This window comes from Micromonospora sp. C95, assembly GCF_018070465.1.
Lineage (GTDB): Bacteria > Actinomycetota > Actinomycetes > Mycobacteriales > Micromonosporaceae > Micromonospora.
In genome coordinates, this window is the sequence record NZ_JAGPXT010000012.1 from 84,760 (window position 1) to 103,149 (window position 18,390).

Genomic DNA, 18,390 nt, shown 5'->3' on the forward strand with positions numbered 1-18,390 from the left:
CCCTCCCCCACCCACCCCCACCGTCCCCGTTGACCATGAGGTTAGCGGCAGTGTTCGATCTCCACGATGCCGCCAACCTCATGATCAACGCGGGTTGGGTGGGGGTTGGGGGGTGGTCAGCGGGCGCCTAGGTGGGCTAGGAGGTCCTGGCGGGTGAGGACGCCCTTGGGTTTGCCGTCGATCAGGACCAGGGCGGCGTCGGACTTCTCCAGCAGGTTCACCGCCTCGCTGACCGGCTGGCCCCCGCCGATCATCGGCAGCAGCGGGCCCATGTGCCGCTCGATGGTGTCGTGCAGGTGTGCCTGGCCGGTGAAGAGCGCGTCGAGCAGATCCTTCTCGGCGATCGAGCCGGCCACCTCGCCGGTCACCACCGGCGGCTCGGCCTTGAGCACCGGCAGCTGCGAGACGCCGTACTCGCGCATGTAGTCGATGGCGTCGCGAACCGTCTCGGTCGGATGCACGTGGACCAGTTCGGGCAGGCCGCCCGGCTTGCCGGCCAGGGCCTCCGCGACGGTGGGCTCCGAGCCGGAGGCGTCGAGGAAGCCGTAGCGCGCCATCCAGGCGTCGTTGAAGATCTTGGAGAGATAGCCCCGGCCGCCGTCCGGCAGCAGCACCACGACCACGTCGTCCGGGCCGGCGGTACGCGCCACCTCCAGCGCCGCGACCGCCGCCATGCCGCAGGAGCCACCGACGAGCAGGCCCTCCTCGCGGGCCAGCCGCCGGGTCATCTCGAAGGACTGCTTGTCCGAGACCTCGATGATCTGGTCGGCCACGCTCCGGTCGTACGTCTCCGGCCAGAAGTCCTCGCCGACCCCCTCGACCAGGTACGGCCGACCAGTGCCGCCGGAGTAGACCGAGCCCTCCGGGTCGGCACCGATGACCTTGACGGCGCCGTTGGACGCCTCCTTCAGGTAGCGCCCGATGCCGGAGATGGTGCCGCCGGTGCCCACCCCGGCCACGAAGTGGGTGATCCGTCCCTCGGTCTGCTGCCACAGCTCCGGGCCGGTCGTCTCGTAGTGCGAGCGAGGGTTCGCCGGGTTGGCGTACTGGTTGGGCTTCCATGCGCCGGGGATCTCCCGGGCCAGCCGGTCGGAGACGTTGTAGTACGAGCGCGGGTCCTCCGGCGCGACGGCCGTCGGGCAGACCACCACCTCGGCGCCGTACGCCCGCAGCACGTCCTGCTTGTCCTGGCTGACCTTGTCGGGGCAGACGAACACGCAGCGGTAGCCCTTGAGCTGGGCCACCAGGGCCAGCCCGACGCCGGTGTTGCCGCTGGTCGGCTCGACGATGGTGCCGCCCGGGCGCAGAATCCCCGCCGCCTCGGCGTCCTCCACCATGCGCAGCGCGATCCGGTCCTTCACCGACCCGCCAGGGTTGAGGTACTCCACCTTCGCCAGCACCGTCGCCCGGATGCCCTCGGCGACGTTGCGTAGCCGTACCAGCGGCGTGTTGCCGATCATTTCGACGACGTTGTCGTAGTACTGCACCTCGTTGTGCCCTTTCGCTCCGGCACCGGCACGCCAGGCCGGGCGGGTGAACCAGGTGGAATTCCCGCCCAGAGTACGTCGGTCAGGGCACCACGTGGCCGGGGACCACGGTGCTGCGACGTGCCTCCCACTCCAGGAAGCGCTCGGTCTCGGCAAGCACCGAACCAGCCAGCCAGGTGACCATCACCGCGTCATCGATCAGCCCGAACACGGCGAGGAACATTTCCGGTACCGCGTCGATCGGCGAGACGATGTACGCCGTGGCGGCGGTCATCATGGCCAGGCGCAACCCGCCGTCGTACTGGCCACGCGCGGTGGCCGCGATCATCCTGGGCAGCGCCCCGATCCGGGCGCCGAGCGACGGCCCGCCCCGGGCACCGGCCGTCATCGCCCGCGCGAGCGCCACGAACGCGGCACCTCGCTTCAACGTCTTAGCCATCGTCGTGCTCCTCTCCACGTGCAGCGTGACGCGCCGCCGCAACACCGTCCACCCAAGTACCCAGGACGGTCGATTTCCAGGCACCGCAGCGCCGCAACGACGACAGCAGGGCGTCAGACGGGCGCGCTAATGTCACGGTATGGGGGTCGCTGGTTCCGTCGTACCGGATCGTCCGCGCTGGCAGCGCGCCCTGCGGGTGGCCCGGCTGGCCGCCGTCGGCACGGGCGCCACGGTGGCGGCCGCGGCGGCGACGACGGGTGTGCTTCTCGGTCAGGCCCGGCAGGCCCGGCGCACCATCCCGATGGCCGAGGCGCCGCCACCACGCTGCGACGGCATCTACGGCCCGAAGTTTCCCGGGCCCCCGATCACCATGGTCATTCTCGGTGACTCGTCGGCCGCCGGTTACGGCGTGCACCGACGCCGTGAGACGCCGGGCGCGTTGTTGGCCACCGGCCTGTCCCGGCGCCTCCGGCGGCCCGTGCGGTTGCACCGCTTCGCGGTGGTCGGCGCCATCTCGGCCGGCTTGAAGTTCCAGGTGGAGGCGGCTCTGGAGTGCGATCCCGACGTCGCGGTCATCCTCATCGGTGGCAACGACGTCACCAACCGCACGCCGCCGGCCCTGGCCGTGCGCTACCTCGTCGAGGGGGTCCGGGCGCTGCGCGCGGCCGGTGCCGAGGTGGTCGTCGGCACCTGCCCGGACCTCGGCGCGATCCGACCCATCCAACCGCCACTGCGCTGGCTGGCCCGCCGGTGGAGCCGGCAACTCGCTGCGGCGCAGACGGTCGCGGTGGTGTCGGCCGGAGGTTGGACGGTCTCCCTCGGCGACCTGCTCGGCCCCCGGTTCACCGCCGAGCCGGGGCGGATGTTCGCCTGGGACCGGTTCCACCCCTCCGCCGACGGGTACGCGGCGGCCGCGGCAGCCCTGTTGCCGACGGTGCTCTCCGCGCTCGGGCACGGCGGCGAACGCAGGCCTACGCCAACGCGTCTCGAAGGCGTACGGTCGTTGCCGAAGGCCGCGCAGGAGGCGGCTCGGCACCCGGGGACGGAGGTCAGCGGTACCCAGGTTCGCGGCAGCGAAAGCGGCCCGGCCGGCCGTTGGGCGCAGCTGCGCCGGCGGGGACTTTTCGGTGTCGGTTCGACGCCGCAGGCAGCCCCCACCGTCGAGTCACCCGCAGTGGAAGGATTCTCATGACCGAGCGGATCAGGAGTCGGTTCGGCTCCGGCGCCGGCCGGAGGTTGGTGCCATGACCGGTCTTCCTCCCGCCGACCGCGTCGCCGTGCGGGTGGCCCGCACCGCCGCGTACTCTCTGCTCGCTGGCGCGCTCGGCGGGGCCGCCGTGCTCGCGGGCGAGGCCGTGGTGGCGAGCAACCGCCGTTACGCCCAGCCGGAACTCGGCCTGGCCCTGCGGGCCACCGTCGGCCGAGCCGGCGCCCCACCGCTACGCCTGGTGCTGCTCGGCGACTCCGCCGCCCTCGGCGTCGGCGTGGACCGGCTCGGCGACACCATCGGCGGGCAGTTGGCGGAGCTGCTCGCCGAGGGGCCGGACGGGCGTCAGGTTCACCTGTCGAGCGTCGGTGTCTCCGGCTCACGCTCGACCGACCTGGCCACCCAGGTGGCCCGGGCGCTGCTCGGCGAGCGGCCGGACGTGGCGGTCGTCCTGGTCGGAGCCAACGACGTGACGAGCATGCGCCGCCCGGCCGAGGCCGCCGCCTACCTCGGCGCGGCCGTGCACCGGCTGCGTCACGCCGGTGTCGAGGTCGTGGTCGGCACCTGCCCGGATCTCGGCGCGGTACGCGCGATCGCGTCGCCTCTGCGGCAGGTCGTCGGCTGGCTGGGGCGCCGCGTCGCCCGGGCACAGACCGGTGCGGTGCTCGACGCCGGGGGAGCAGTGGTCGATCTGGCCACCGAGACGGGCCCGGTGTTCCGGGCCGATGCCGGCACCTTCTGCCACGACGGCTACCACCCCTCCGCCGACGGATACCGGGTCTGGGCGCATGCTCTGCTGCCCGCGGTGGTCGCCGCAGCCGCCGTCACCCCACGTCACTGACCGGCCGGCTCGTGCTGGTGCCCGGGGTGACATTTCCCGGGCACCAGAAAACTTCCGCCGCAAGTTACCGGCGAGTTAGCGTGACCGTATGCCGATTGAGTCGTCCCGCGACGCCGTCATCGTCGCCACCGCCCGCTCCCCCATCGGCCGGGCCCACAAGGGGTCCCTACGGGATCTCCGCCCGGACGATCTGGCCGCCGGCATCGTGCAGGCGGCCCTGGACAAGGTCCCGCAGCTCGACCCGCGACAGATAGACGACCTCTACCTCGGGTGCGGCCTGCCCGGCGGGGAACAGGGTTTCAACATGGCTCGCGTGGTGGCCGTGCTGATGGGTCTCGACGGCCTGCCCGGGGCGACCCTCACCCGCTACTGCGCCTCCTCGTTGCAGACGACGCGGATGGCCATGCACGCGATCCGGGCCGGTGAGGGCGACGTCTTCGTCTCCGCCGGGGTCGAGCTGGTCTCCCGGTACGCGCGCGGCAGCTCCGACGGCCTGCCGCCAGAGGCTCAGGCCCTGCTCGGCGGATGGGAGAACCCTCGCTTCGCGTCGGCCCGCGAGCGGTCGCAGGCCCGTGCCGAGGCCGGCGCGCCGGTCTGGACCGACCCGCGCGAGGAGGACTCCCTGCCCGATGTGTACCTGGCCATGGGACAGACCGCCGAGAATCTCGCCCAGGTGTACGACGTGAGCCGTGCGGACATGGATGCCTTTGGCGTACGCAGCCAGAACCTGGCCGAGAAGGCGATCGCGGACGGCTTCTGGGCCCGGGAGATCACCCCGGTCACCACGCCCGACGGCACGGTGGTCAGCACCGACGACGGCCCCCGGGCCGGGGTCACCCTGGAGGCGGTCGCCGAACTGAAGCCGGTCTTCCGTCCGGACGGCCGGATCACCGCCGGCAACTGCTGCCCACTCAACGACGGGGCCGCCGCGGTGATCGTGATGAGCGCCCAGCGGGCCGAGGAACTGGGCGTGACTCCGCTGGCGCGGATCGTCTCCACCGGTGTCACCGCGTTGTCACCGGAGATCATGGGCCTCGGTCCGGTGGAGGCGAGTCGGCAGGCACTCGGACGTGCCGGGATGACCATCGACGACGTGGACCTGGTCGAGATCAACGAGGCGTTCGCCGCCCAGGTCATTCCGTCGTACCGCCAGCTCGGCATCCCGGAGGAGAAGCTCAACGTGATGGGCGGCGCGATCGCCGTCGGTCACCCGTTCGGGATGACCGGTGCCCGGATCACCGGCACCCTGCTCAACGCCCTGCAGTGGCACGACAAGACCATCGGCCTTGAGACCATGTGCGTCGGTGGCGGCCAGGGCATGGCGATGGTCATCGAGCGCCTGAGCTGACGCCTCGCCTGGCCACCGGCCGGCGTTTGGCCAGCGGTCGCAGTCACGGTCGACGGTTCACGGTCGGCGGTTCACGGTCGACGGTTCACGGTCGGCGGTTCGCGGTCGACGGTTCGCGGTCGGCGGTTCGCGGTCGGCGGTTCGCGACATGCGGCATCTTGGGCCATCAGGCCGGCGGGAGACCCCCGTTTGCCGCATGTCGCGACTGCATGTGGGGCCGTTGGGCCGGCCGACGTCTCCACGGCCCGGTCGGCCCGGGATGGTCGGCTCGGCCCGGGATGGTCGGCCCGGTCGGCTCGGCCCGGGATGGTCGGGCCGGTCAAGCCGGGTCTAGAGCGCGGTCCGGGTCGCGGTCACCTCGGTGGCGGCCCGGGTCAGGGCCTCCTGGCTCGGGTCCGCGGCAAGCAGGTCGGCGGCGACCACCCGGAGCTGGTCGGGCAGGGCGAGGTCGTTATCGAGCCGGGGCACGTCTCGTCGTGGCTGTCCTTCCGCATCCGCGGCAAGGTTTGCGATTTCCTGGACCAGCCGGTGCACCAGATCCGCCCGGGACACGTTGCCGACCGATGCCGCGGCCGACCACCGGGGCTGCTGCCAGTGGCTGACCTGCCGCACCAACAACTCCACCCCCCGCACAACCTCCGCCTCTGGCTCACTCCCGCCAACACCCGCCACCCCCCGCACTCTACGCACCGACCCTCCAACCCACCGCCGATCGTGCAGTTGCGTTCGTCGATTCCTCCGCTTACGCCCGACCTGTCCAGTGCCACAACTGCATGATCGGCGCAGAGGGAGAGCGGGGACTGGGGTGGGGAGACGACGGCGCCCGCCCCGGGTTGGGGCGGGCGCCGGTCGGTCGTTGGGCGGCGAGGTCAGTCGTCGCCCTGGAAGTAGCTGAGCAGGCGCAGCATCTCGATGTAGAGCCAGATCAGGCTGACCAGGATGCCGAACGCGGCCACCCACGAGTAGCGCTGCGGCAGGCCCATCCGGACACCGTCCTCGACCTCCTTGAAGCTGAGCACGAAGCTCAGCGAGGCGACCACGATGCAGACGATGCTGAACCCGATGGCCAGCGGACTGCCGTCACGCAGACCGGTGTTGACGCCGAAGAGCGCCAGCACCAGGTTGATCATCATGACGGCGAACAGGCCCGCCATCACCGCGATCATGCCCTTGACGAACTTCGGCGTCGCCCGGATGACCCGCGCCTTGTAGAGCATGGCCATCACGAAGAAGACACCGAAGGTCGCGGTCACCGCCTGGAGCACGATGCCGTCGTACAGCGATTCGAAGAACTTGCTCACCGCACCGACGAGGACACCCTCGACGACGGCGTACGCGACGACGAGCGCCGGGTTCGCCATCCGGGAGAACGAAATGATCAGGCCGAGCACCAGGCCGACGATGGCCGCACCGATCCAGGCGACACCGAGCAGCGCGTCCGGCACCAGCGCCCACGCGGCCGCGGCAGCCACGCCGACGATGGCCAGGAGGGTGACCGTCTTGACCACCACGTCGTCGATCGACATGGGGGTGACCGCCGGTGGGGCCGACGGAAAGCCGGGCGCGCCGGGGTAGCCGGCCTGCGGCGGAACCTGCTGGGGGTAGCCGGGCTGTCCGTACGGCCCGGACGGGGCGTACCCGGCGGCCCGCTCCCGCTCGGCCGCCTGACCAAGCCGGGCGAGCACCGGGTTCGAAGTCTTCACTGTCTGGCCTCCCTCAGGGGGTCTCGTTGCACGTCAACGTGCCATACAAGAGTAAACGTCCCGGCCAGTCCTTGGAGATCGCCAAGCTGAGGGAAAGCTGAGAGCTGAGCCCGGCCGGCAGCTGAGCAGTGGGCCAGCCCACCTCGTGCCGCACCCTCAGTGCTCCTCCCATCGGTCCTCGCTGCCTTCCTGGGAGTCTGTGATCCTGCTCAACACGCCCTGCAGAACGAACGCACCGGCAAGCACGGCGGCGCCCAGTGCGGTCGATAGCGTCGCCACCACGCTCGTGACGAGAAAGGCCGGGCCGTAGCCCAGTGTGCCGACGCGGAACAGGTCACTGATCGAGACCATCGCGTCGTCCAGGAGCGTCCGGGCCAGGACCGCGACGACGAGCAGGGCGATTCCGGCTCTGAACATGGCGCGGGGGGTGACTTTCTGCGGCATACGATCGCCCTCCTGGCGAAATCCATCGATCGCCCCGAAGGTGGTGCCCGGGGCGGGGGTCGAACCCGCACGCCTTGCGGCAGCCGCTTTTAAGGCGGCCGTGTCTGCCTTTCCACCACCCGGGCGGGTGACACCGGCGTGCCGGCACGTACGGTGCAGTGCCACGGTAGCGGGTTCGTCGGCACTGCGGCGTCCCCCGCCGAGCACCGCCGCTAGGGTCGAGGCCGTGAGCAGCCGCGCACCCATCGCCCCCAACGACGACGTGGCAACACAGGCGGATCATCCGCTCGCCCGGGTACGCCGGCTGCGGCTCACCCGGTGGGCTCGGGCGGTCGCCCGGTATCGGACCGACCTGCTGGTAGGGCTGTTCTTCGCGGCGCTCGCCGGCACGCTCACCCACCGGCTCTGGGCCGACCCGACCGGACTGGTGCTCGCCCTCAACCCCGAGGACCAGGTGCTCTACGAGTGGTTCCTGGCCGTCGACGCGCGGGCGCTGCTTGGCGACTTCGGCCTGTCCACCGACCGGCTCAACGCGCCCGACGGGGTCAACCTGATGGCCAACACGTCGGTCATCGCGCTCGGCGTGCTGTTCGCCCCGGTCACCCTGCTGTTCGGCGCTCCGGTCACCTTCGCCCTGCTCGTGACGCTCAACCTCGCCGGCACCGCGACCGCCTGGTACCTCCTGTTCAGCCGTACACTGCGCGCCCGCCAGGCCGCCGCCACGCTGGGCGGTGCGCTGTGCGGCTTCGCCCCGGGCATGGTGTCCCAGAGCAACAGCCATCTGCACATGACGGCGCAGTGGCTGCTACCGGTCATCGTCTGGCTGGTCGTGCGCCTGCTCCGGGCGGCCGACCCCGCCGCTGGGGCGGCTACCGGCGGGCCCGACCGACGCCGGCTGACCACCTCCGCGCTCGGGCTGGCCGCCGCCGTCTCCGCCCAGGTGTTCATCGGCGAGGAGGTGCTGTTCCTCGCCGCGCTCACCCTGCTGGTGATGGCGGCGACGATGATCGTCGTGGATCGTGACCTGGCCCGTCGGGCGTTGCCCGCCTTCGCCGGTGCGATGGCCCTCGCCACCGGTGCGGCCCTGCTGGTGCTCGCCCGGCCGTTGTGGTTCCAGTTCGCCGGCCCGCTCGGCGTCGCCGACGGCATGTTCAGCCCGCACTACTTCTCGGCCGACCTGCGCAGCTGGTGGGCGATCTCACCGCTGTCCCTGGTCGGGGACGAACGTTCCGCCCAGCTGAGCACCGGACCGGCCGAGTACAACACCTTCCTGGGCTGGCCGCTGCTGGTGGTCACCGTCGGCTGCGCTGTCTGGCTGGGGCGTCGTCCGCTGGTGCTGGCCTGCACCGCCGGCATTCTGGTGATGGGTGCGCTCTCGCTCGGCCCCGAGGTGGTCCTCGACGGCGAAGGCACCGGCCTGCCCGGGCCGTACGCGCTGCTCGGCGGCCTGCCGGTGGTCGACGGCGCGCTGCCGATGCGGTTCGCCCTGGCCGTACCGCCGCTGATCGCGACGCTGCTGGTGCTGGCGGTCGACCGGGCGCTACGCGGCACGGGCCGGACCCGCCGGCTGACGCTTGTCGCGGTCGCCGCGGCGGTGGTACCGCTGATCCCGGCGGCGCTGCCCACCGCGCACCGACCGCCGGTGCCGGCGTTCGTCACCGCCGGCCACTGGCGCACCTGTGTCGAGCCGGGCGGGGTGCTGGTACCGGTGCCACTGGCCACCCCCAAGGAGCCGTGGCCGATGCGGTGGGCGACCGCCGCCAACGCCAACTTCAGCATGCCGCAGGGCTTCTTCATCGGCCCACACGGCCGGGGCGGCAGCGCCTCGATGGGCGTCGCCCCGCGACCCACCTCCACCCTGCTGGCCGAGGTGGCCCGCAGCGGCCTCCGCCCGGTCGTCGGCGACGAGCAGCGCCGCCGTGCCGCGGCGGACGTCGAACACTGGGGTGCCTCGTGCGTGGTGCTGGCCGCCGATACCGCGCACGCCGACAGCCTGCGGCTGACCTTGGAGGCGCTCTACGGCCCGTCGTCCCGACTCAGCGACGCCTGGTACTGGCGGGTCTGAGCACGTGGGGCGCCGACGGCGCCCCACGTGGGACTCACACCTTCGCCTGTGGCTGGGACGCCTCGGCGAACTCCTCACGCGGGTCGTGCAGCTGGCCGAGGGCCACCACCTCACGCTTGAGCACGAACGCCAGCGTCCAGTCGACCACGACCCGGACCTTCCGGTTCAGCGACGGGATCCGGCTCATGTGGTACGTCCGGTGCATGAACCACGCCGGCCAGCCGGTCATCTTGATGCCGTAGACCTGCGCCACTCCCTTGTGCAGGCCGAGGCTGGCCACGCTGCCGACGTGCTTGTGCTTGTAGGGCACCGGCGCCCGGCCCCTGATCACGGCGACGATGTTGTCGGCCATCCGCTGGGCCTGGCGTACCGCGTGCTGGGCGCTCGGCGAGCAGTAGTTGCCCGGCGGCTTGGTCAGGTCCGGTACGGCGGCACAGTCGCCGGCACTCCAGGCGCCCTCGACCACCCGGTCGCCGTCGACCACCTGCAACGTCGGCAGGCAGGTGACCCGGCGCCGCTCCTCGCGGGGGAAGTCGGTCGCGTCAAGCATCGGCGACGGCTTCACCCCGGCGGTCCAGACGATGGTGTCCGCGCTGAAGCTGTCCCCGTCGGAGAGCTTGACCACCCCGTCGACGCAGGACTCCAGCCGGGTGTCGAGCCGGATGTCCATGTCCCGCTTCAGCAACTGCTGCACCGTGTAGGCGCCCATGTCCCGGTCGACCTCCGGCAGCACCCGCTGGGTGGCCTCGACCAGTACCCACCGCATGTCCGACGTGTTCAGCTCCGGGTAGTACTTCAGCGCGTGGCGGGCCATGTCCTCCATCTCGGCCAGCGCCTCGATGCCGGCGTACCCGCCACCGACGAAGACGAAGGTCAGCGCCCGACGGCGCACCTCCGGGTCGGTCGTGGCGGCGGCCACGTCGAGCTGTTCGAGCACGTGGTTGCGCAGATAGATGGCCTCACCGATGGTCTTGAAGCCGATGCCGTGCTCGTGCAGGCCGGGAATCGGCAGGGTCCGGGAGACCGAGCCGGGGGCGACCACCACGTGGTCGTAGGTGATCTCCCGGGGCGGGCCGATGATCGGCTGCACCGTGGCGGTCCGGCTCGCGTGATCGATCCGGGTGACCGCACCGGCCACCACCTTGCACCGGCGCAACTCCCGACGCAGCGGCACCACGGAGTGCCGGGGCGAAATGTTCCCCGCCGAAGCCTCGGGCAGGAACGGCTGGTACGTCATGTGCGGCTGGGGGTCGACGACGACGACCTCAGCCTCACGGGAACTCAGCTTCTTCGACAGGCGCAGCGCCGCGTAGAGACCGACGTGCCCGGCGCCCACCACAAGGATCCGCTTCGGATTCACGCCTACCATCTTTCCCCCACCGACAGCGGTAATCCCGCGTGCGGCCCTCTTCTGTGACCGAGCACAAGGTGGCTGTGACCCCGGTAACGGCGGCCACCGCGGTCACCCCCGACGCGGAGACACCCCCGGTCACTCCGACCCCGACGGTCCCTGGTTCACCTGCGTCGCAGCAGCCCGGCCAGCAACGCCGTCACCCCGACCGCCAGCAGCAGACCGGCCACCGTGACCGCCTGCCAGCCGCCGTCGGCGGCCCGCACACCGGCGAGTTCGAGCAGCAGCACGCCGAGCACCGACGTGGCGAGCAACACTCCGGCGGCCCGGGTGAGCCAACGCACTATCACGTCCGGATCCACCACGGCGTCGTACGGCAGCACCGCCACCAGCGCGCAGAGCGTGTGGGTCAGGTAGAGCGCCACGGCCACCGCCATCAGCCGCCACAACGCGATCGGCCGGTTGTACCCGTCGGTGGCGAGCAACCACCCGCCGACCGTGACCAGCGCGGCGAAGGTCGGCCACAGCCGACGCGGCATCAGGGCCGGCAACGCCGCGACCGCCACCAGCGGGCCCATTGCCCTCCCGACCACGACCTCGGCGGGGTACGCCAGCAACAACCCCACGAGCGTGCTGAGGAAGATCCCCATCCGGACCAGTACTGGTGTGAGGGAGATCCGCGCCGCGGCCTCACGCACCGCCCGGACCCGCCCGATGACCGACCCCATCACCGTGCTGACCTCTCGCTCGCGACTGCGGGACTCCGCTGCGCTGCATTCCTCGCGCTCACCGGGCTGACCTCTCGCTCGCGACTGCGGGACTCCGCTGCGCTGCATTCCTCGCGCTCACCGGGCTGACCTCTCGCTCGCGACTGCGGGACTCCGCTGCGCTGCATTCCTCGCGCTCACCGGCCACCCACCCGGGGCGCGGAGGCGAGCCTCGCCACGTCGCGCAGCACCTGGTCGAGACTGCCGGTGCCGGCCCACGGCACCACCGGCACCCCGTGCTCACGCAACTGCGCGATCATCGTGTCCCGGTCCAGTCGCCACAGCCGGTACGCCACCTCGGCCCAGCCCCGATCCTTCGGTGGCGACAGGTCCGCCGGGAGCGTGTCGACGGCCACCACGAACCGTCCCGAGCGGGCCAACCGGGCGAGCATCTGCGCCGACCGCTCCTCCAGCAGCGGGGTGAGCACGACCACCAGCGCGTCCGCGGAGAGCAGTTGAGGACCGAACACGTGGTCGTACGGCTCGTGCGGGGAGGACTGGGCCTTGACGTCCAACAGCCACTCCAGCACCGTCAGGTACTGCCGTCGTCCGGTGGCCGGACGCAGCCGCCGGGCACTCGGGCCGTACTCCAGCAGTGCCACCCGGTCGCCCCGGTGCAGGTAGTGCTCGGCGATCGCGGCGGCCGCCCGGACCGTGGTGTCCAGCACCGACGCGGTACCGGTGACCCCGCCGGAGCGACCCGCCTCGGCCAGTACGTCGAGCAGCACGACCACCTCGGCGTCCCGGTCGGACAGAGTGGCCGCCACGTGCAGTTGCCGGGTCCGCAGCGACACCCGCCAGTCGATGCGACGCAGCCGGTCACCGGGGGCGAAGACCCGCACCCCGGCGAGTTCACCGCCCTCACCGGGACGGCGCGAGTGATGGGCCCCGACCAGCCCGGCGGCCCGGGGCATCACCTCGACCGCCTCGAACGGCTCGGTCTTCGGGTACACCTTGGACCGGACCGGTTCCACGACCACCGCGCGCGAGACCAGCAGGCCCTGCGCGGCGGCGACCCGGGCGCCCGCCGGGCCCAGCGGATGCCGACCCCAGCGCAGCGCGGTACCGGCCAGTTCCAGGTCGACGGCGGTGTCCGGGGCGACCGACGTGACGAACGGACGGTCCGCCACCGTCGGCCGACCGGCACCGGCGGGCCGGTCGGTGCCGACGACCGCGCTACCGGCGAGACCCGCGCGTTCGACCCGCAGCCACGGTGAGACCCGAGTACGCAGCACCGCCACGTCGTACGGGACCGCACCCGGGTTGCCGACGGTGACCGTCCCGGTCATGCCACCGCCCTCCACCAGGGGTTCCTCGTCGGCGCTGAGCCAGACCCCGGGAAGCTCGACGGGTCGGCGTCGCAGCGCGTACGCGGTGCCGACGGCGAACGGGACGGCCAGCACGATCAGATCCACCCGTCCCAGCAGCACCGCGGCGACCAGGAGCAGGCCGGTGAGCAGCACCGCCCGACCGAACGCCCAGGTGGGCATCCAGTTGGTCGGTGCCGGCTGCTCGCTCCGCTCGCCCACGCCGGTCAGTCTCCCGGCCGGCCGGCGGCGTAGCTGGGCAGCGCGCCACTGGCCGGCGCCGGGGTGCCGTCGAGGACCTCACCGACCACGAAGGACGGATCGACCCGACGCAGCCACATCTCCGGCCGCAGCGTTATGCGGTGCGCCAGCGCCGGGGCTGCGACGTCCTTCACGTCCTCGGGCACCACGTAGTCCCGCCCGGAGAGCACCGCCCGTACCCGGGACAGCAGCAGCAGTGCCAGCGAACCGCGCGGCGAGGCGCCGACCAGCACCGACGGGTGCTCGCGGGTGGCCGCGGTCAGCGCCACGATGTACCGGCCCACCGAGTCCTCCACCACCACGTCCTCCAGCGCCGCCTGCATCGCGCGCAGCGTGCCGGCGTCGACCACCGGCTTGATCTCGGCCTCCTCCCGCCGGCGCGCCATCCGCCGTCGCAGCACCTCCCACTCCTCGTCCTGTGCCGGGTAACCGAACGACACCCGCAGCAGGAACCGGTCCAGCTGCGCCTCCGGCAACGGATAGGTGCCCTCGTACTCGATGGGGTTGGCGGTGGCCAGCACGTGGAACGGCTCGTCCAGCCGGTACGTCACGCCCTCCACCGAAACCTGCTTCTCCTGCATCGCCTCCAGCAAGGCCGACTGGGTCTTCGGCGGGGTCCGATTGATCTCGTCGGCGAGCAGCAGGTTGGTGAAGACCGGCCCGGCCCGGAAGGTGAAGTCACCGCTGCGCTGGTCGTAGAGAAAGGAGCCGGTGACGTCGGCGGGCAGCAGGTCGGGGGTGAACTGCAGCCGCCGGAAGTCCAGGCCGAGCGCCTGGGCGAAGGACCGCGCGGTGAGTGTCTTGCCCAACCCCGGCAGGTCCTCGAGCAGCACGTGGCCGCCGGCGAGGATGCCGGCCAGCACCAACTCCAGGGCGTCCCGTTTGCCGACCACGACCTGGCCCACCGCGTCCAGCACGGCCCGGGCGAGGCGACCTACCTCGGTGGGGGGCATCGTCCGGCCGACGTCGTTCATCAGATCTTCTCCAGTTCGGCGACGATCGCCGCGAGGTCGCGCGGCGAAGGGGTGCGGCGGGGTGGGGTCTCCAGGAACGTCGAAAGGCGGTCACCCAGCAAGGTACGGGCCCGGCTCGGATCGGACTCGCGGGTGACGCCGTACTTCAGGCGCATCCGTTCGTCCGCCAACTCGGCCAGCCGGGGCAGGATCACGCTGGTGAACCGTTCGGGGCTCGTCCTGGACCACTCCAGGGGAGTCGCCCAGCCGTTGATCGCGGCGCGCAGCGCATCCCGCGCGTCCCAGTTGTAGGTGCCGGGCTCCTCGCCGCCCCGCGACGATGAACCCGCCTGGCCGGACTTCGTCGGTGGGGCGAGGGTGGCGACGATCCGGCGTACCACCAGCAGCGCTACCACGGCGGTGACCAGCACCAGGAACGAGACCCGCAGCCCGACCGCGCGAAGTCCGGCGACGGCCACCACGGTCACCACCACCGTGACACCCAGTACGCCGAACACGCCACGCAGCCGTCCACCCCGGCGCGGCTCGGACTGGGCCGGCCGCTCCTCGGAGAAGCTGAGCAGGTCGTCGATACTCGTGCTGCTCACACCGGCTCACCCCCGGCCAGTGCGGTCAGTTCGCCACGCAGCCGACGCAGGGCCACCCGGGCCTGGTCCCGGGTCCGTTCGTCCACCGGGCGGGTGGCGTACCGGGCCTCGCGGTAGACGTTCGCGAACCCGGCCAGCACGTCGGCGCTCACGATCGCCGGCACGCCGGTGGACGGATCACCGGCGAGCAGCCGGGTGACCAGGTCGGTGGGGGTGTCGCCGGTCAGTCGGGGCACCCCGGCGACGGCGGCCGCCTCTTCGAGCCGTACCCAGCAGGCGATCACCGCGGTCCGTGGGTCGGTGGCCTGGTCGTCCAGGTCCACCAGGCCGGCGTCGACGGCGGCCACCACCTCCGCGGCGGTGCCCTCGGCGCTGCGCCGGGTCGGCTGCCCAGGAAGTGCCCGGGTGACCCGGCGCGCCAGCCCACGCGCCACGGTCCAGAGCAGATAGCTGAGCGCGGCGAGCAACGCCAGGCCGAGCACCGCCACCGCCACCGTGCCGAGCCACGACGGAATCCGGGTACGGGTCTCCTCGGCGGCCTCGCGAGGTTCCGCCGGAATCGACGGACGCGGCTCCCCGCTCGGGTACTCCAACACGAAGGGTGCGTCCTTGACGGCGGGCGGTATCCGGCTCGCGCCGATCGACGAGTGCGCGGTGGCCAGGGTCACGGCGGCGAGCAGGGCAATCACCGCCGTCACCGGCCACCACCTGCGAAGCACGTCCATCGGTTACCTCAGTCCACCCCGGCCAGCAGTTTCGCCCGGGCGAACACATCGTCAAGCATCTCCGGTGTCAGCCGACCGGTGAAGGTGTTCTGCTGGCTGACGTGGTAGCAACCGAGCAGTTCCGGTCCGGCCGTGCCGGACCAGTGTGCCCCATGCCCGAACGGCGGTCGCGGGCTGGGCGGAGCGACGGCGTACCCGGCGCGCAGCGCCGGCCACCACGCGGCCCAGGCGAAGGCGCCCAACGCCACCACCACCCGCAGCGTCGGCCGGATCAGCTCGACCTCCCGATGCAGCCAGGGGGCGCAGGTGTCCCGCTCGCTCGGGGTGGGCTTGTTGTCCGGCGGAGCACAGCGTACGGCGGCGAAGATCCTCGTCTCGCGCAGCGTCAGGCCGTCGTCGACGGCCACACTTGTCGGCTGGTTGGCCAGGCCGGCCCGGTGCAGGGCGGCGAAGAGCACGTCACCGGAGCGGTCGCCGGTGAAGACCCGGCCGGTGCGGTTGCCGCCGTGCGCGGCCGGGGCCAGCCCGAGGATGGCGATCCGGGCCGCCGGATCACCGAAGCCGGGCACCGGCCGTCCCCAGTACTCCTGATCGCGGAAGGCCGCCCGCCTGGTGCGGGCGACCTCCTCCCGCCAGTCGACCAGCCGGGGGCAGGCGAAACAGTCGGCGACGCCCGCGTCCAGCTCAGCCAGGTCCGTCGCGCGCGCGGCGCGGACGACGACCTCGGTGGGGGTACGCGACTCAACCAAGCTTGGCCCGGAAGAGTTCCAGGGTGCGTGCCCAGGCGCTGGTGGCCGCCCGTTGGTCGAACTTTTCCGGCCGGTCCTCGTTGAAGAAGGCGTGCGCGGTGCCCGGGTAGTCGTGCAGCTGGCAGGTGCCGCCGGAGTTCTCGATGGCCCGGCGTACCGCCTGCACGCCCGGGTCGGCGGAGGTGCCGTCCGCCTCGGAGCAGTGCACCAGCGCGTCCTTGCCCGCGTAGTCGGTCCACTCGGTACGCATGCCCTCCCAGGGCAACCGGGGATAGAAGGCGGCGGTGGCGACGATCCGCTCGGAGAAGTTCGCCGCCCACAGCGCCAGGCTGGCCCCGGCACAGAAGCCGGCGCAGCCCACCTTGCCGGTGACCTCGACGCGGCCGGCGAGGTAGTCGGCGGCGGCGGCGATCTCCTGTGCCGTCTCGTCCATCTGCGGCCCGTTGAGCAGCCGCCGGGGCTCACTCGGCTTTCCGGCTGGCTCGCCGTGCCGGAAGTCGGGTGCGAGGGCGACGAAGCCTGCCTCGGCGAAGCGGTCCACCACTGACCTGATGTGCGGCACGAGGCCCCACCAGTCCTGAATCACGATCACTGCCGGGCTTGCCGTTCCGGTGGCGGGTATCGCGAGATATCCCTCACCCGTGCCGCCATCACCACGGTAGGTCACCATCTCGCCCATCGGCCCGTCCTCCTAGCGGTCAGTCATCGTTGGCTGGTCGCCCAGTGGTCCTACGTGCGGGTAGCCTGCCACGCGGTGACCTCCGCCGGGAAGATGCCGGAACAGTGGCATTCACCTCCTGTTCGCGCTAGCGCCGATACCTCCTGTTCGCGCTAGCGCCGATACCTTCAGTTCGCGCTTGCCAGGCTCCACGCGATGCCGTCGAGGATGTCGTGCTCGGAGGCGATCACGGCGGCCATGCCGGCGCGTTCCATGGCGACCCGCAGCACCAACGCGCCGGCACCGATCACGTCTGCGCGGCCGGGATGCATCACCGGGATGGCCAGCCGCTGCTCGCGCGTCATGGCCAGCAGGTCGGCGGTCACCCGCGCCACCTGGTCGTACGACACCCGGGCATGGTGGATGCGGGCCGGGTCGTACCCGGTGAGACCCGCGGCGATCGCGACCACGGTGGTGACCGAACCGGCGAGCCCGACAAGCGTGGCCGCCTGCCGCCCCGGGACGGCCGCCAGCGCGCGGTCCACCGCGTCCGTGATGTCGGCCTGGGCGGCGGCGATCTCGTCCGGGCCCGGTGGGTCTGTGTGCAGGTGCCGCTCGGTCATCCGTACGCAGCCGATGTCCATGGAGATCGCGGCGTCGACACCACCGTCCCGGGTGCCGACGACGAACTCGGTCGACCCGCCACCGATGTCCAGCACCAGGTACGGCGATGCCGCGTCGGCGGGTAGGCCACGGACGGCTCCGGTGAACGACAGGCGAGCCTCCTCGTCCCCGGTGACCACCTCCGGCGCGACGCCGAGCGTCTGCTCCACAATGGTCCGGAAGTCGGCCGCGTTCTCCGCGTCCCGGCTGGCCGAGGTGGCGCACATCCGCACCCGCTGGGCACCGAGCTTGTCGATCTCGGTGGCGTAGTCGGCGAGCGCGACCCGGGTCCGCTCGATCGCCTCCGGAGCGAGCCGGCCGGTGGCGTCCACCCCCTGGCCGAGCCGGACGATCTCCATCCGCCGGCACTGGTCCACCAGCGGTGCGGCCGGTCCGGCCGACGGGTCGGGCAGGTCGGCCACCAGCAACCGGATCGAGTTGGTGCCACAGTCGATGGCCGCCACACGCGTCGTCACGACGAAAACCCTACCGCCACGCCAACTCACCACTCCGACCACCACAATCACGGAACGTTGCCACACCCGGCGGTGACTCTCTGAAGTCGAGCAGCCGCAGTACCCGACCTACCTTTCGCCTCCTTTGCTCTGCTTACCTACACGCAAACCCCTTACGAGCAGGGGTTCCTCGAATGCCGAGTCAGGTCCATACCCAGCCAGCCATCACCGAAAGTAAACCTGTGCGTATGGGTAAGCAGAGCAAAGGGAGCGGGGTGGTAGGTGGACCTGCCGGAAGCCGGACACAGCGAGTGACAGCGTGACCCGGATGACGGCGCAAGCGGTCGCGGCGCAGCGGG

General features: G+C 71.8%; 18 protein-coding genes and 1 tRNA gene. 4 read left to right on the forward strand and 15 right to left on the reverse strand.

Annotated elements, in window-relative coordinates:
* Positions 1-116: 116 nt before the first annotated feature.
* Both KBX00_RS16260 and KBX00_RS16265 read right to left on the reverse strand, forming a co-directional pair.
* Positions 117-1,487 (reverse strand): cystathionine beta-synthase, encoded by a 1,371-nt coding sequence (locus KBX00_RS16260; RefSeq protein ID WP_210827799.1) that lies wholly within the window; start codon positions 1,485-1,487, stop codon positions 117-119.
* Positions 1,488-1,569: 82 nt separating this feature from the next.
* Positions 1,570-1,926, reverse strand: a complete 357-nt coding sequence (locus tag KBX00_RS16265) for a YkvA family protein (RefSeq protein ID WP_093406678.1) — start codon at positions 1,924-1,926, stop codon at positions 1,570-1,572.
* Between the two features lie 139 nt (positions 1,927-2,065).
* On the opposite strand from KBX00_RS16265, the gene KBX00_RS16270 reads away from it, so the two are divergent.
* From KBX00_RS16270 to KBX00_RS16280, 3 genes are all read left to right on the forward strand, one after another.
* A complete protein-coding gene (locus tag KBX00_RS16270; RefSeq protein WP_210827800.1) occupies positions 2,066-3,118 on the forward strand; it encodes an SGNH/GDSL hydrolase family protein in 1,053 nt (350 codons plus the stop codon).
* 52 nt (positions 3,119-3,170) lie between these two features.
* A complete protein-coding gene (locus KBX00_RS16275) occupies positions 3,171-3,974 on the forward strand; it encodes an SGNH/GDSL hydrolase family protein (protein WP_210827801.1) in 804 nt (267 codons plus the stop codon).
* 88 nt (positions 3,975-4,062) lie between these two features.
* The gene (locus KBX00_RS16280) at positions 4,063-5,322 is read left to right on the forward strand and encodes an acetyl-CoA C-acetyltransferase (RefSeq protein WP_210827802.1); all 1,260 of its coding nucleotides are present in this window, start codon (positions 4,063-4,065) and stop codon (positions 5,320-5,322) included.
* 330 nt (positions 5,323-5,652) lie between these two features.
* On the opposite strand, the gene KBX00_RS16285 is transcribed toward KBX00_RS16280, so the two are convergent.
* The 4 genes from KBX00_RS16285 to KBX00_RS16300 form a co-directional block, all read right to left on the reverse strand.
* On the reverse strand, positions 5,653-5,994 hold the full coding sequence (locus KBX00_RS16285) for a hypothetical protein (protein WP_307868725.1): 342 nt from the start codon (positions 5,992-5,994) through the stop codon (positions 5,653-5,655).
* 197 nt (positions 5,995-6,191) lie between these two features.
* Positions 6,192-7,025, reverse strand: coding sequence for a Bax inhibitor-1/YccA family protein (locus tag KBX00_RS16290; RefSeq protein WP_210827804.1), 834 nt, complete (start codon positions 7,023-7,025; stop codon positions 6,192-6,194).
* A gap of 156 nt (positions 7,026-7,181) precedes the next feature.
* A complete protein-coding gene (locus KBX00_RS16295; protein WP_210827806.1) occupies positions 7,182-7,469 on the reverse strand; it encodes a hypothetical protein in 288 nt (95 codons plus the stop codon).
* A 41-nt stretch (positions 7,470-7,510) separates the two neighbouring features.
* Positions 7,511-7,594 (reverse strand) — tRNA-Leu (locus KBX00_RS16300).
* Between the two features lie 101 nt (positions 7,595-7,695).
* Between KBX00_RS16300 and KBX00_RS16305 the strand changes: the two genes are divergently transcribed.
* Positions 7,696-9,534, forward strand: a complete 1,839-nt coding sequence (locus tag KBX00_RS16305; RefSeq protein WP_307868729.1) for a hypothetical protein — start codon at positions 7,696-7,698, stop codon at positions 9,532-9,534.
* Between the two features lie 34 nt (positions 9,535-9,568).
* Here KBX00_RS16305 and KBX00_RS16310 read toward each other — a convergent pair whose 3' ends face one another.
* From KBX00_RS16310 to KBX00_RS16350, 9 genes are all read right to left on the reverse strand, one after another.
* On the reverse strand, positions 9,569-10,894 hold the full coding sequence (locus tag KBX00_RS16310; RefSeq protein WP_210827807.1) for an NAD(P)/FAD-dependent oxidoreductase: 1,326 nt from the start codon (positions 10,892-10,894) through the stop codon (positions 9,569-9,571).
* A gap of 155 nt (positions 10,895-11,049) precedes the next feature.
* Positions 11,050-11,613, reverse strand: coding sequence for a hypothetical protein (locus tag KBX00_RS16315; protein WP_210827808.1), 564 nt, complete (start codon positions 11,611-11,613; stop codon positions 11,050-11,052).
* A 176-nt stretch (positions 11,614-11,789) separates the two neighbouring features.
* Positions 11,790-13,142: a DUF58 domain-containing protein gene (locus KBX00_RS16320; protein WP_210827945.1), complete on the reverse strand. Its 1,353-nt coding sequence runs from the start codon at positions 13,140-13,142 to the stop codon at positions 11,790-11,792.
* Positions 13,143-13,186: 44 nt separating this feature from the next.
* A complete protein-coding gene (locus KBX00_RS16325) occupies positions 13,187-14,194 on the reverse strand; it encodes a MoxR family ATPase (protein ID WP_210827809.1) in 1,008 nt (335 codons plus the stop codon).
* Complete coding sequence (locus KBX00_RS16330; protein ID WP_210827810.1) at positions 14,194-14,781, reverse strand: hypothetical protein; 588 nt, start codon at positions 14,779-14,781, stop codon at positions 14,194-14,196. The genes KBX00_RS16325 and KBX00_RS16330 overlap by 1 nt, the downstream gene beginning before the upstream one ends.
* Positions 14,778-15,506 (reverse strand): DUF4129 domain-containing protein, encoded by a 729-nt coding sequence (locus tag KBX00_RS16335; protein ID WP_210827815.1) that lies wholly within the window; start codon positions 15,504-15,506, stop codon positions 14,778-14,780. The genes KBX00_RS16330 and KBX00_RS16335 overlap by 4 nt, the downstream gene beginning before the upstream one ends.
* Positions 15,507-15,514: 8 nt before the next feature.
* On the reverse strand, positions 15,515-16,255 hold the full coding sequence (locus KBX00_RS16340) for a uracil-DNA glycosylase (RefSeq protein WP_210827817.1): 741 nt from the start codon (positions 16,253-16,255) through the stop codon (positions 15,515-15,517).
* A complete protein-coding gene (locus KBX00_RS16345) occupies positions 16,248-16,934 on the reverse strand; it encodes a dienelactone hydrolase family protein (protein ID WP_210827819.1) in 687 nt (228 codons plus the stop codon). The genes KBX00_RS16340 and KBX00_RS16345 overlap by 8 nt, the downstream gene beginning before the upstream one ends.
* Positions 16,935-17,101: 167 nt before the next feature.
* Positions 17,102-18,040, reverse strand: a complete 939-nt coding sequence (locus KBX00_RS16350; RefSeq protein WP_210827946.1) for a Ppx/GppA phosphatase family protein — start codon at positions 18,038-18,040, stop codon at positions 17,102-17,104.
* Positions 18,041-18,390: the final 350 nt, after the last annotated feature.

Coding starts and splice junctions, on each gene's coding strand:
- KBX00_RS16265 (WP_093406678.1), bottom strand. CDS start 1,926: ATGGCTAAGACGTTGAAGCGAGGTGCCGCGTTCGTGGCGCTCGCGCGG.
- KBX00_RS16270 (WP_210827800.1), top strand. CDS start 2,066: ATGGGGGTCGCTGGTTCCGTCGTACCGGATCGTCCGCGCTGGCAGCGC.
- KBX00_RS16275 (WP_210827801.1), top strand. CDS start 3,171: ATGACCGGTCTTCCTCCCGCCGACCGCGTCGCCGTGCGGGTGGCCCGC.
- KBX00_RS16280 (WP_210827802.1), top strand. CDS start 4,063: ATGCCGATTGAGTCGTCCCGCGACGCCGTCATCGTCGCCACCGCCCGC.
- KBX00_RS16295 (WP_210827806.1), bottom strand. CDS start 7,469: ATGCCGCAGAAAGTCACCCCCCGCGCCATGTTCAGAGCCGGAATCGCC.
- KBX00_RS16315 (WP_210827808.1), bottom strand. CDS start 11,613: ATGGGGTCGGTCATCGGGCGGGTCCGGGCGGTGCGTGAGGCCGCGGCG.
- KBX00_RS16320 (WP_210827945.1), bottom strand. CDS start 13,142: ATGCCCACCTGGGCGTTCGGTCGGGCGGTGCTGCTCACCGGCCTGCTC.
- KBX00_RS16325 (WP_210827809.1), bottom strand. CDS start 14,194: ATGAACGACGTCGGCCGGACGATGCCCCCCACCGAGGTAGGTCGCCTC.
- KBX00_RS16335 (WP_210827815.1), bottom strand. CDS start 15,506: ATGGACGTGCTTCGCAGGTGGTGGCCGGTGACGGCGGTGATTGCCCTG.
- KBX00_RS16345 (WP_210827819.1), bottom strand. CDS start 16,934: ATGGGCGAGATGGTGACCTACCGTGGTGATGGCGGCACGGGTGAGGGA.